This is a genomic window from Micromonospora sp. NPDC005197, from assembly GCF_040608295.1.
Taxonomy (GTDB): domain Bacteria; phylum Actinomycetota; class Actinomycetes; order Mycobacteriales; family Micromonosporaceae; genus Micromonospora.
This window is the reverse complement of record NZ_JBEXHY010000002.1, coordinates 185,813-198,042: the sequence shown is the minus strand read 5'-3', so window position 1 is coordinate 198,042 and position 12,230 is coordinate 185,813. Positions and strand designations below refer to the sequence as shown.

Sequence of the window (12,230 nt, the reverse complement as noted above, 5' to 3'; positions counted from 1 at the left end):
GTCGCCTGGTCCTGGCGGATCACCTGGTGGACCGTGCCCACCCAGAACAGCGACTCCCCCTCGCCATGAGCGTCACCCAGCTCGCGGTAGAGCTGCGCCGCCCGCTCGAAGAGCCGCAGCTCGGCCGCGTCCTCCGCACCGGTCTCCAGGAAGCGGGCATGCAGGAGCCGGCCCCGGGCCAGAGCCGTGTCCGCCTCCAACGCCACGAGATCCCGCTCCGCCTCGTCCAACGACGTCGCGTCGCCGCCGAAGACCGCCTGCTCATAGCGCTCCTGCGCCCGCGTCAACCGGATGTCGGACCCTTCGGCCATCACTGACCCACCCTTCCGTCGATGCGCTCGCGCAGGAGATCGGCGTGGCCATTGTGCCGCGCATACTCCTCGATCATGTGCACCAGCAGCCGACGAAGCACGATGACGTTGCCGTCCCGCTGCCGTCCCTGCACTCCCAGATCCGCTGCCTCGGCGACGAAGCGCTCGGAGAACTCGACCTCCGTACGCCAGGTGAGGTACGCCTCGTCGACCACGGCCGGATCGGCCACCGCGCCCTCGAAGTCGCCGTCGGGATCGTCGTCCGAGCAGTACAGCTTGGGCGCGACCTGGCCGGCCATGGTCCTGCGGAACCAACCGCGCTCCACTTCGGCCAGATGTCGGATCAGCCCGAGCAGCGACATCGTCGACGGCGGCACCGCCCGCCGGGCCAACTGCTCGGCGTTCAGGCCGTCACACTTCAGTTCGAACGTGAGGCGCTGGTCGCGCAGGTACTCGACGAGCACCGTCCGCTCGTCGGCGAAGTTGCCATCCGAGCGCGGGTCGTCGTCCGGATGAACGAACAGGTACGACCAACCGAAGGTCCGCGTGGGTTCGCCGTCGGAGGTCGTCGCCTCGGCGCGTGAGTCAGCCATACGACGACTCTTGTCGATAGCCGTCCACCTCGGCAACCGCCGCGCGCCCGTCAGCCTGCACCCTGGACAAGGGTCGAACACGACGACGGCGAGCCTGCGTCACGTCGCGGGACCCGACGCCAACTCGGGATCCGCACCTGGATCGCCGGCTTCCCGTAACTGCTCCTCGAACATCACGAAGGTCCGCTGGCGAATCCCCCGGATCAGAGCCTGCTCCTTCGGGGTCAGATGACGCCCCTCGGCATCTGCCACGCCCTGGATAGACCGGACCGTCTCGTAGAGCGCGAAAATAGGGCCGTCACCTTCCAGATAATGCGCCCGGAACGCCTCTACTTCTTGGACAAACTCCGCTTCGGCACGGCGGAAGATATCGCCGCCGACCGCCAGCATGATCTCCGCGAAAATGTCGTTCTTCTCGTGCCACCCACCTGAATCGATGGAGAGTCTCCAGACGCGTGCGCCACCCTCCGGGGTTTCCACGATCTTCACGGGTGCTTGGTGGTAAAGGTAGTAGGCGGGTAGGGCCAAGCCGGGCGCCTCGGTCATCCGGACTTCTCCTCGTAGGTCGATAGCAGCGCCTGCCAGAACAGCCGCTGCTCACGGAGGCGCACACCCTCGGTAAGGGCTCGCTCGCGTGCCGTCAAGGCCCTGTCCTCGGCGAGAGCTAACGCCTCGATGTCACGACGCACCTCATACAGCACATGCTCCCAAACTGCCACAGCGTCGATAGCAGCCAGGTGCAGACGGAACTCAGCGAGATGGCCGTTACGCATCCGCAGTACGAGCTGCACGTCCCGATAGCCGCTACTCATTGGCGACAGGAAGCGGTCTTCACAGCTCACGACGACAACGTCCGGGTTGTCCTTTATTCGGCCAAGCGCCGCGTAGAGCGCGTCGAGAGAGCCAAATTCGATCTTCGCGGCCGCGAGGTCGAGCAACGTCGACGCATCACCCTGCCGTTTGTTCACCTTGTCTTCTGCTCTGCGTCGATCCTTGGGCCGAGAACGCCAGCCTGGCTCGCCGACTCGACGACCATCGACAAAGGCCAGAGACTCCGCAAGCTGGTTCAGGTCGGCCTGCGCCACGGCGGCCGCTGCGTAGAGATCATCGAGGTAACGCTTGCGGTAGGCATCGTCAGCGCGGCGAAGTCTGTCGAATCCAGCCTGCGCAACCGGTCCAGGACGTGCGCGAAGGCTAGCGCTGATCCTTAGCTGATCCGCAGTGAGAGGTGTCGGTTCTGGCTCAGGCAACACCTCGGCGAATGCTGCCTCCGGCCCTGCCGTCTCCTGCTGGGCGATGTCGTCGAGCACGTCGGCGAGGGCATCGATGGCCTGTTGGTGGCTCGCCAGGTGATGCAGCGTCAACGGCCGCGCCGTCAGTGACGTCGCCAATTCGGGGCTGGCCAGGATGATCCGCGCCAGGTCCGGCGCCTGCGCCAGTTGCCGGGCCAACGTCTCGGCCAGCTTCGGCTCGCTGGCGGGTGGCTCTCGCAGGGCGGTATCCAGCATGTCGCGGACCCGGGCATCCGTGAGCAGCCGCGACCCGTCCTGCGCGGCCGCGTCGTCGAGGCTGGGCACCAGCCGCCGCAGGGTCGGTGGATCCAGGGCCCTCGCGAACTCACCCGGGCTCACCCCGGCCGAGAAGACCTCGTCCAGACTGTCGGCCAGCGCGAGCACCTCAGCCGGGTCGCGGCCCGCCGTCGGCCTGTCCGCAGCCGGACCGGGCGACCCACTCGGGGCACCCGCCACCGAGCCCGGCCCGTCGAGCAGCAGGTACATCCGGTTGATGTACGGGTCGCCATGGCCGCCGTCGTCGTACGCCGGTGGGTGGGTCGGCAGGTCGGGACGTTCACTGAACCGGCCTCGGGGCAGCCCGCCGAGTGGCATCGGCCGGCCGTCCCCGCCCAGCACGAGTGCGTCGATGCCGACCACGTCGGGGTAGAGCGGCCGGTCCCGGACGAGGCCGGTCTGCGGGTCGACGTAGAGGACCGTGCCGTTCTGGTTGAGCGCCACCCAGGCGTGCGAGCCGCCGCCCGCCCACTCGGTGATCAGGAACGCGTAGCTGCCGTGGCCGCCCAGCAGCAGTTGGTCGTGCAGGTTGGCGTACCCCCGGTCGGCGGCCTGCCGCGCCTGCGCCGGGTGAGCCCGTTGGTCGGATGGCGGTGCGAGGACGCGCTGGAAACGGCCGCCGGTCACGTCTTCCACCCGGCCCGGGCCACCCGCCTCACCGCGGATCGGGCGTCGGGTGTCGCCGTCCAGGTAGCCGTCGAAGGTGCGCGGCGCGGACACCCGCGGCCGCCCGTGTACCCAGGTCTCGAACAGCGACAGGGTGCAGTCCAGGCAGTTGATGCCCCGGGTGGCGTCGGCCTGGGGGCCGCCGTCGTTCAGGAGGCCGAACCAGCCGCCCCGGCGGGGGTCGGCGGTACGCAGGACAGCGCCGTCGAGGTCACGGGGCATCTGCCGTTCGACGTCGACCTGGTGCAGGGCGAGCGGCGGCCGGAGCCCGCCCGGCTGCCCGTACGGCCGGGAGTCGTCGATCGACGGGGGTACGTCGTCGCCGGTGAGCCGGGACGGGCCGGCGGTCTCCACCGCGCCGAGCGCGAGCGCGCCCACGTCGCTGTTGGCGTGCGCGAAAGCGCCGTCGGCGAGGTCCACGACCGCGGGTGCTCTGATGCCCGCCAGCACGTCGTCGGCCAGGTCACGCCATTGGGCGTACGCGCGTGTCTCGTCGTTCGCCGCCCGCTGCCAGCCGTCGGCCCACTGCCGGTGCCCCGCCTGGTGCAACTGTCGGGCGTAGTTCGCGTACTCGACAGCCCTGCGGTCGTGCTCCGCGGCGCGGGTCCGCAGGCGGGCGGCCTCCGCCTGCCGGCGATTGTTCTCGAACCCGGTCCGCTGCGACTCGTAGTGGCCCTGGTAGCGCCGCCGCTCGGCGGCCTCCGCCTCGGCCACCCACCGGGCGGCGTACCCGTCGCTCTCGGTCACGGACACCGACGGGTCGCCGAACGCGAGCACGTCGACGGGAACCGAGGCCCGGCCGCGAGCCCGTTGCCGGGGTACGCGGGCCGGCGCGGGCGCCTCCCGCGTCGAGAACCGCGTGGGTACGGCGTGCCGGCCCACCGCCGCACCGGTGACCGCGCCACCGCCGGGCCTGCCGGCGGCATCGGGCGTCGTACCGGCCACCGGGCCGGTGGACGTGAACGGAAACGCCGTTCCGGGGGCGACGGTCGACGCGGGACCGGCGGACGCGACCGGCGTCGCCAGCCCCACGGTGCTCGCCGCCGCCGACGGGGAAAGGCCCCCCGCTAACGGGCCGGTCGACAGCGGCACCGAAGCCGACGACGGCGGGGTCGACGGAGGCACGGAGGCCGACGGCAGGGTCGACGGGGGCACGGAAGCCGGCGACGGGCCGGTCGACGGGGGCACGGCAACCGTGCCGTTGGTGCCCGGGGCGACCGCACCCGAGGCGATCCCCGGCGACGCGCCGACCGCCGGCCCAGCCCCCGCCACCGGCCCGCCGTTCGGGTCAACGGCGCCGGCCACGGGGGCCGCGACGGCCGAGAGCAGGGGATCCGCCGCGACAGCAGGAAGCCCCGGGGCCGCGACGGCCGAGAGCGTGGGATCCGCCGCGACAGCGGAGAGCGCCGGACTCGTGCCGTGCCCAACGCCCGACGACGTCGCGTCGGGTGCCGCCGGCACCGGCGAGCCGACAACGTCCGCCCCCGCCTGCTGGGCGACATCCGCCACCGAAGACCCCGGGGAGGACGCAGCCCCAGACAGCGGCCCCGGAGCAGAAGACGCCGGCGAGAAAGACGCGGCTTCCGGGGGCGAGGCATCCAGCGGAGGCGCGGTGGGGATCGGAAGGGACGGGCCGGTGAAGGACGCTCCGGCGAGGGCGTTGGCCTGCGCGTGCAGCCGGGCCTGCAGGGCGTGGTCGGTCTGCCCGGTCGCCGACCCGGTGGCCCCGGACGCGGCGGCGCGTACCGCGTCCTCCACCGAGGTCAGGCCCTGCCCGGTGGCGATGCTGGCGGCGCTCTCGGCGAACATCTCGCCGGTCATCTCCCGACCCAGGTGCTCGCCGAGGCGCGCCGCGCGGCCGGTCGCGTGACGGCCCAGGCCGGCCAGTGGCGCGACCGCTCCCCCGGCGAGCCCGCCGACCGCCGACGCGCCCAGGTCGGTCAGGTCCACGCCGTGCGCCCGGCCCGTGGAGTTCTGGTACGCCTGGGTGGCCAGGCTGATCCCGGACTCCTCGGCCGCCTCCTCCAGCCCCTCCCGGGTGGCTCGCTTGGCGAGGCCGCGCACGCCACCCTTGGCGACCTCCTTGGCGGCGCGCTCGCCGGCCTCCTTGAGCCCCCGCCGCAGCGCCTTGCTCGCCAGTTGGCCCATCAGACGCTTGAAGATCTGCTGGATCAGCAGCCGGGTGGCGGTGATGGCCGCGCCGGCCGCCGGGGATGCGGCACCCGCGGTGAGCACCGCCGCGACCGCCACCGAGAGCAGCTCGATGACGAGGATGCCCAGCTCGATCCAGACTTCGAGCTTGGCGCCCTCGATGTCGCAGCCGCACTCCTCGACCAGGCGACCCAGATCGGCGGTGACCGCGAGGAGCACCGGCAGGGGCGCGTCAGCACCCTCGGCGATCCCACGCCAGGCCGCCTCGAACGCGGCGTCGACGGCTCCGACACCGCCGTATCCGCTGCGTACCTCGGTGGCGGCCGCTGCGGCGTCGGCGTGCGGACCGGCGAGGACGCCGGCGACCGCGTACCACCGGTCGGCGACGTCCCAGACGGCCCGTTCGTTCCCCTCGGGCCACTGCACGCCGACCGCCCAGTCGAGGGCCTCGTAGATCCAGCCGGGAACGTCCCAGGGCGCGTAGTCGAGCGGGTGCGGGATCGGGCTGGGCAGCACGCTCATCCGGATCGACCCGCCGTCAGCGCTGGTCGGCGGCCCGGTCGAGCCGGGCGGCGCTGCTCTGGTCGGTCTGCACGCTCGCGTCGACGGCGCTGACCACGTCGGCGCCCAGCTCGGTGAGCCGCTGCCCGACGCCAGCCCAGGCGCGCAGCACGGTCTGCTCGATGCCGCGGTAGCTGCGCTCGAACGCGGCGCCGATGTCGTCGCGCCCCCACGGGCGGGCGCCGCTGGCGGCCTCGATCTCGCCGCCCTCCGCTGCCCGGCTGGCCGTCACCGCCTCGCCGGACAGGGCCAGGTCGGCGCCACCGCGCCGGGCGCGGGACGCGTCGAGCCAGAGCTGGCCGTCGGTCATGCCGGCGCCTCGCCACGGCCGAGCACGGCGTCGGCGCGGCCGAGCAACGCGCCGAAATCGCCGGTACGCAGGAACTCCGCCGAGCCGGCGCCGGCCGGCATGGTCTCGGCGACCAAGGCCTGGGTGGCCTGGGTGGCGGCGGCCACGGCGGCGTGGACCGTTTCGGTGACTTTCCGGCTCAGCGCCTCCGCGTCGCGGTCCCGGTAGATCGCCGGGGCCAGTACGACCTCGACCAACTGACCCTGCGCGCCGACGGTCGCCGTGACGTGGCCGTCCGGCGAGCGCCGGGTCACCCGCAGTTGGGCGAGCCGCGCCTGCAGAGTTTCCAAACCGGACCTGAGCTGCTGATACTGGCCGTACACGTCGTCGAATCGGGCCCGTAGCTCGCGATTGGCGTTCCGGTCCACGCGTTCGCTCACCGCCGCTCCTCCCGTCACCGTCGGTAGGGAAGACCATACCGGCCGCCATCGATTCGTGTAGTCCGGTAGTTTCGATGTGTGATCGACCGTCAGCAGGCCGAGCAGCTCGCGTCCGCGTGGGCGCGCCGGGATTCGCAGCGCCTCGGCCACGAGTGCACCCCGGTGGTCGACGAGTTCGACCTCGGCTTCGTCGTCACCTCGATCGTGTCGAGCGAGGTGCGGGCGATCCCCGGCGATCTGCCGACGACCGTCATCGACAGGCGGACCGGAAAGGTCACCACCTGGCCCCGCGTGCCCACCGAGGTGGTGGCGGACCTGTACCGACGCAGTCAGCCCAGCGGGCCGACGGCCCCCCGCACCGTCGACGCGTCGAGTCTGCTGATCCGGGAGATCCGTCGCGCGCCGATGCCGAACACGGTGGCACACCTGACCCTCGACGGTCGGATCTGGACGGCCCAGGGCACGAAGGGCGCCGTCGCGCTGAACCACCACCCACTCGTCCGCAGCTACCTGGACGAGCGGCCTCCGGGCGAGCTGGTCCGCGGCGCCGAGTGTCACGCCGAGCTGATCGTGGTCTCCGACGTGCTGCACGAGTACGACCACCGCCGGGCCGCCGAGGGCATCGAGCCGATGGGGCGGGCCGAGGCGGCAGCCCTGCTGGAGGCGGCGCGCTTCGAGATCTTCCGGATCCGCGAGCCGGGTGACCCGGCCGGTGGCGCCGCGGAGCGACCCTGCGACTCGTGCATCTCTTTCCTGGTGAGCGCCAATGTTCTGCCAGAGTCGGCGCGGGCCTACACCGAGACGTGGCTCGCACCGGCGGAGCCGGACCCGGACCCGGGCCGCTTTCCGCCCGAGGTGGCCAACGCGCTGGTGGCGGCGGGCTGGCGACCGCACATCGGTGACCAGATCATGGCCGCGGCCGGCGTGCGGGACGTCACCGCCGTGCCGGGGGCCGTCCACCAGCACGAGGTCTTTCCCGCCGCCGTGGAGGCGCTGACCGCGTTCCCCAGCCTGGTCGGCGCGCGGCGGGGCCCGGGCGCGCAGGTGTGGATCTCGCGCTTCGACATCCGCCCGCACACCATCGCGCACACCGCCGACACCCTCGCGGACTTCGGCGCGGTGCTCGGCGTGCGGCTCTTTCCGATCGGCACCGAGCAGCAGGACAGCATCCTCGCCGTCGACGAGCGCGGCCGGGTCTTCGCCCTCGACCAGGGCGGCGAGTGGTTCCTCGGCGACACCATCGACGCCGCGCTCACCACGTTGCTGCTCGGCCGCGCCCCCGCCCGGGTCGGCGACGACGGCACCTGGCCGGCGGACCCGAGCTAGAGCGCCAGCCCGGTCAGCACCATGACCCGCACCTCGGTGTAGTCGTCCATCGCGCTGCGTAGCCCCTCCCGACCGACGCCACTGCCCTTCACCCCGCCGTACGGCATCTGGTCGGCCCGGTACGACGGCACGTCGCCGACGATCACGCCGCCCACCTCCAGGACCCGCGCGGCGGAGAAGGCCACGTCCAGGCGCCGGGTGAACACGCCGGCCTGCAACCCGTACGCCGAGTCGTTGACGGCGGCGAACGCGGCCTGGTCGTCGGCGACCGGGGTGACCACCAGCACCGGCCCGAACACCTCCTCGGCGACGACCTTGGCATCGGCGGGCACACCGGTGAGCACGGTCGGGGGGTACGTCGCACCGTTTCGCACGCCGCCCACCTCGACGGTGGCGCCGGCCGCGACAGCCTCGGCCACCCACGTCTCGACCCGGCGGGCCGCCTCCTCGGACACCATCGGCCCGACGTCGGTCAGCTCCGAGGCGGGATCTCCGGTGCGCAGGGCGCGGACCGCCGCGACCAGCCGGGGCAGGAAGTCGGCATGCAGCGCGTGGTGCACGTACACGCGTTGCACGGCGATGCACGACTGGCCAGCCTGGTAGTTGGCGAAGGTGGCGATGCGCTGCGCGGCGAAGTCCAGGTCCTCGTCGGACGTCCAGTCCGCGCAGATCACCGCTGCCGCGTTGCCGCCCAGCTCCAGCGTCACGTGCTTCTCCGGGACCTGCCGGCGGATGGCCGCGCCGACCGGCCCCGACCCGGTGAACGACACGACCGGCAGCCGGGGGTCGGCGACCAGTTCGGCGGCGCGGTCGTTGGGCAGCGGCAGCACCGAGAACATGCCGGCGGGGAGGTCGGTCTCGGCCAGCAGCTCGCCGAGCAGCAGCGCGGACAGCGGCGTGGCCGGGGCCGGCTTGACGATGATCGGCGCACCGACCGCGATGGCCGGCGCGACCTTGTGCGCGACCAGGTTGAGCGGGAAGTTGAACGGCGCGATGCCGAGCACCGGCCCTCTCGGCACCCGCCGGACCAGGGCGATCCGCCCGCTGGCGGCCGGGTCGGTGTCGAGGCGTTGCAGCTCACCGGAGAAGCGCCGGGCCTCCTCGGCGGCCCACCGGAAGGTGGACACCGCCCGCCCGACCTCGGCGCGCGCCCACTTCACCGGCTTGCCGTTCTCGGCGGTGATCAGCGTCGCGACCTCGTCGGCGCGCTCCGCGAGCCGCCGCGACACGTGGTCCAGGGCCGCCGCCCGGGCGTGCGCGGGCAGGGCCGCGGCCTGCGCGGCCACACCGGCCGCCGCCGCGACGGCGGCGTCGACCTGGTCGCGGGTGGCAAAGGTGGTACGCCCCACCGTGCGGCCGTCGTACGGATGGTGAACGGTCAGCTCGCCCTCACCGGAGGCGGGACGGGAGGCGACGAAGAAGTCTGCGGGCTCCACGCCGTGCAGCGTAGACGAGACAACCGCCGACGGAAACAGTCGCCGTATCCCTTGTCTGCCGCGAATTCAGTAGCGAAGATGGCAGGAAGATTGCGATAACCTCCGCACACCGCATCCCCGGCCCCCCTCGGAGTGATCCCGTCATGAGTGACCAGCAGCAGCTGCGCAACTTCGTCAACGGCTCCTACGTCGAACCGGCCGACGGCGGGTACGCCGATCTGGTCGACCCCTGCACCGGCGAGGTGTTCGCCCAGGCGCCGGTCTCCGGGGCCGCCGACGTCGACGCGGCGATGACCGCCGCCGCCACCGCGTTCGAGAGCTGGCGGGAGGTCACCCCGGCCGAGCGGCAGAGAGCGATGCTCAGGCTCGCCGACGCCGTGGAGGCCCGCGCGGCCGAACTGGTGGACGCCGAGGTCCGCAACACCGGCAAGCCGCGCCAGCTCACCGCCGAGGAGGAGCTGCCGCCGGCGGTAGACCAGTTCCGGTTCTTCGCCGGGGCAGCCCGCCTGCTGGAGGGGCGGTCCGCCGGCGAGTACCTGGCGGGGCACACCTCGTACGTGCGGCGCGAGCCGATCGGTGTCTGCGCCCAGGTGACCCCGTGGAACTACCCGCTGATGATGGCGGTGTGGAAGATCGCCCCGGCCCTCGCCGCCGGCAACACGGTGGTGCTGAAGCCGTCGGACACCACGCCGGTGTCGACGCTGCTGCTCGCCGAGATCGCCGCCGAGTTCTTCCCGCCGGGGGTGTTCAACGTGGTCTGCGGCGACCGGGACACCGGTCGTACCCTCGTGTCGCACCCGACCCCCCAGCTCGTGTCGATCACCGGCTCGACGCGCGCGGGCATGGAGGTGGCCGCCGCGGCGGCCCCCGACCTGAAGCGGACCCACCTGGAGCTGGGCGGCAAGGCCCCGGTGGTGATCTTCGACGACGCGGACGTGGCGGCGGCGGCCGAGGCCATCGCGCTGGGCGGCTACTTCAACGCCGGTCAGGACTGCACGGCGGCGACCCGCGTGCTGGCCGGGCCGGGCATTTACGACGACTTCGTGGCGGCCCTGGCCGAGCAGGCCCGCAACACGAAGACCGGCGCACCGGACGACGCGGACGTGCTCTACGGCCCGCTGAACAACGCCAACCAGCTCGCCCGGGTCAGCGGCTTCGTGGACCGGCTGCCCGACCACGCGGCGATCCAGACCGGCGGCTCCCGGCAGGGTGAGCGCGGCTACTTCTACGCGCCGACGGTGGTGTCCGGGCTGCGCCAGTCCGACGAGATCATCCAGGACGAGGTGTTCGGGCCGGTCATCACCGTGCAGCGCTTCTCCGACGAGGACGAGGCGGTGCGCTGGGCCAACGGCGTCGACTACGGCCTGTCGGCCTCGGTCTGGACGCGGGACCACGGCCGGGCGATGCGGATGACCCGGCGGCTGGACTTCGGCTGCGTCTGGGTGAACACGCACATCCCGTTCGTCTCCGAGATGCCGCACGGCGGCTTCAAGCACTCCGGGCACGGCAAGGACCTCTCGGTCTACAGCCTGGAGGACTACACCCGGATCAAGCACGTCATGCACAACATCGAGGGCTGAGGCGATGACATCCTCCGAAGAACTGCACAAGCGGCGCGGTGGTGCCGTCGCCCGGGGCGTGGGCAGTGTCATTTCGTCCTACGTGGACTCCGCGTCGGGTGGCACGCTCACCGACGTCGACGGGCGGGAGTGGATCGACTTCGCCGCCGGCATCGCCGTCACCAGCGTCGGCAACTCCGCGCCGAGGGTGGTCGAGGCGGTCCGCGCACAGGTGGAACGGTTCACCCACACCTGCTTCATGGTCGCGCCGTACGAGTCGTACGTGGCGGTGTGCGAGCAGCTCAACGCGCTGACGCCGGGCGGGTTCGAGAAGCGCTCGGCCCTGTTCAACTCCGGGGCCGAGGCGGTGGAGAACGCCGTCAAGATCGCCCGGCACGCCACCGGGCGACCGGCGGTGGTGGTGTTCGACCACGCGTACCACGGCCGGACCAACCTGACCATGGCGTTGACCGCGAAGAACATGCCGTACAAGCACCGGTTCGGGCCGTTCGCCGGGGAGATCTACCGGGTGCCGATGTCGTACCCGCTGCGCGACGGCGGCCTCTCCGGCGCCGAGGCGGCCGCGCGGGCCATCGAGATGGTCGAGAAGCAGGTCGGCGCCGAGAACGTCGCCGCGCTGCTCATCGAGCCGATCCAGGGCGAGGGCGGCTTCGTGGTGCCCGCGCCCGGTTTCCTGCCGGCGCTGCGCGCCTGGGCGACAGCGGCTGGCGTGGTGTTCGTCGCCGACGAGATCCAGACCGGCTTCTGCCGTACCGGCGACTGGTTCGCCTGCCAGCACGAGGGCGTCGAACCGGACCTGGTCACCCTGGCCAAGAGCATCGCGGGTGGCCTGCCCCTCGCGGCGGTGACCGGTCGGGCCGAGCTGATGGACGCGGTGCACGTCGGCGGGCTCGGCGGCACGTACGGCGGCAACCCGATCGCCTGCGCCGCCGCGCTGGCCACCATCGAGACCATGCACGAGCTGGACCTGGCGGGCGCGGCCCGTCGGATCGAGTCCGTGCTGGCCCCCCGGCTCCGCGCCATCGCCGAGCGGGACCCCCGCATCGCCGAGGTACGCGGGCGCGGCGCGATGCTCGCCGTGGAGCTGGTGCAGCCCGGCACCCTCGTCCCCGACCCGACCGCCACGGCGGCCATCTCGGCCGCGTGCCACGCCGCCGGCCTGCTCACCCTGACCTGCGGCACGTACGGCAACGTGCTGCGCTTCCTGCCCCCGCTGGTGATCTCCGACGAGCACCTGACCAGAGGCGCCGACATCCTCGACGCCGCGTTCGGCTGACCGAGGGAAGGGCCCCTTCCCGAGAAGGGGCCC

Annotated in this window: 9 protein-coding genes and 1 pseudogene; 3 read left to right on the top strand and 7 right to left on the bottom strand. The window is 72.5% G+C overall.

Annotation, left to right across the window (positions count from 1 at the left end; translation table 11 throughout):
• The 6 genes and pseudogenes from ABZU46_RS01985 to ABZU46_RS01960 form a co-directional block, all read right to left on the bottom strand.
• Positions 1 to 311, bottom strand: a pseudogene (locus ABZU46_RS01985) (tetratricopeptide repeat protein); the annotation flags it as partial.
• Entirely contained in the window at positions 311 to 904 is a 594-nt protein-coding gene (locus ABZU46_RS01980; RefSeq protein WP_354854294.1) for a DinB family protein, read from the bottom strand. The pseudogene ABZU46_RS01985 and the gene ABZU46_RS01980, both read right to left, overlap by 1 nt.
• A 99-nt stretch (positions 905 to 1,003) precedes the next feature.
• Positions 1,004 to 1,450, bottom strand: a complete 447-nt coding sequence (locus ABZU46_RS01975; protein WP_354854292.1) for a hypothetical protein — start codon at positions 1,448 to 1,450, stop codon at positions 1,004 to 1,006.
• Positions 1,447 to 5,811 (bottom strand): toxin glutamine deamidase domain-containing protein, encoded by a 4,365-nt coding sequence (locus tag ABZU46_RS01970; RefSeq protein ID WP_354854290.1) that lies wholly within the window; start codon positions 5,809 to 5,811, stop codon positions 1,447 to 1,449. Before ABZU46_RS01970 ends, ABZU46_RS01975 begins: the two co-directional genes overlap by 4 nt.
• A 16-nt stretch (positions 5,812 to 5,827) precedes the next feature.
• Positions 5,828 to 6,160: a hypothetical protein gene (locus tag ABZU46_RS01965; protein ID WP_354854288.1), complete on the bottom strand. Its 333-nt coding sequence runs from the start codon at positions 6,158 to 6,160 to the stop codon at positions 5,828 to 5,830.
• Positions 6,157 to 6,579 carry a YbaB/EbfC family nucleoid-associated protein gene (locus ABZU46_RS01960; RefSeq protein ID WP_354854286.1) on the bottom strand — a complete coding sequence of 141 codons (423 nt, stop codon included), beginning with the start codon at positions 6,577 to 6,579 and terminating at the stop codon, positions 6,157 to 6,159. Before ABZU46_RS01960 ends, ABZU46_RS01965 begins: the two co-directional genes overlap by 4 nt.
• A gap of 78 nt (positions 6,580 to 6,657) precedes the next feature.
• Between ABZU46_RS01960 and ABZU46_RS01955 the strand changes: the two genes are divergently transcribed.
• Complete coding sequence (locus ABZU46_RS01955; protein ID WP_354854284.1) at positions 6,658 to 7,905, top strand: SUKH-3 domain-containing protein; 1,248 nt, start codon at positions 6,658 to 6,660, stop codon at positions 7,903 to 7,905.
• Here the strand turns inward: ABZU46_RS01955 and ABZU46_RS01950 are convergent.
• Complete coding sequence (locus ABZU46_RS01950) at positions 7,902 to 9,341, bottom strand: aldehyde dehydrogenase family protein (protein ID WP_354854282.1); 1,440 nt, start codon at positions 9,339 to 9,341, stop codon at positions 7,902 to 7,904. The genes ABZU46_RS01955 and ABZU46_RS01950 overlap by 4 nt on opposite strands.
• Positions 9,342 to 9,484: 143 nt before the next feature.
• On the opposite strand from ABZU46_RS01950, the gene ABZU46_RS01945 reads away from it, so the two are divergent.
• Both ABZU46_RS01945 and gabT read left to right on the top strand, forming a co-directional pair.
• Complete coding sequence (locus tag ABZU46_RS01945) at positions 9,485 to 10,921, top strand: gamma-aminobutyraldehyde dehydrogenase (protein WP_354854280.1); 1,437 nt, start codon at positions 9,485 to 9,487, stop codon at positions 10,919 to 10,921.
• Between the two features lie 4 nt (positions 10,922 to 10,925).
• Positions 10,926 to 12,197, top strand: coding sequence for a 4-aminobutyrate--2-oxoglutarate transaminase (gene gabT / locus ABZU46_RS01940; RefSeq protein ID WP_354854278.1), 1,272 nt, complete (start codon positions 10,926 to 10,928; stop codon positions 12,195 to 12,197).
• Positions 12,198 to 12,230 lie beyond the last annotated feature (33 nt).

Coding starts and splice junctions, on each gene's coding strand:
- ABZU46_RS01980 (WP_354854294.1), bottom strand. CDS start 904: ATGGCTGACTCACGCGCCGAGGCGACGACCTCCGACGGCGAACCCACG.
- ABZU46_RS01975 (WP_354854292.1), bottom strand. CDS start 1,450: ATGACCGAGGCGCCCGGCTTGGCCCTACCCGCCTACTACCTTTACCAC.
- ABZU46_RS01970 (WP_354854290.1), bottom strand. CDS start 5,811: ATGAGCGTGCTGCCCAGCCCGATCCCGCACCCGCTCGACTACGCGCCC.
- ABZU46_RS01965 (WP_354854288.1), bottom strand. CDS start 6,160: ATGACCGACGGCCAGCTCTGGCTCGACGCGTCCCGCGCCCGGCGCGGT.
- ABZU46_RS01945 (WP_354854280.1), top strand. CDS start 9,485: ATGAGTGACCAGCAGCAGCTGCGCAACTTCGTCAACGGCTCCTACGTC.
- gabT (WP_354854278.1), top strand. CDS start 10,926: ATGACATCCTCCGAAGAACTGCACAAGCGGCGCGGTGGTGCCGTCGCC.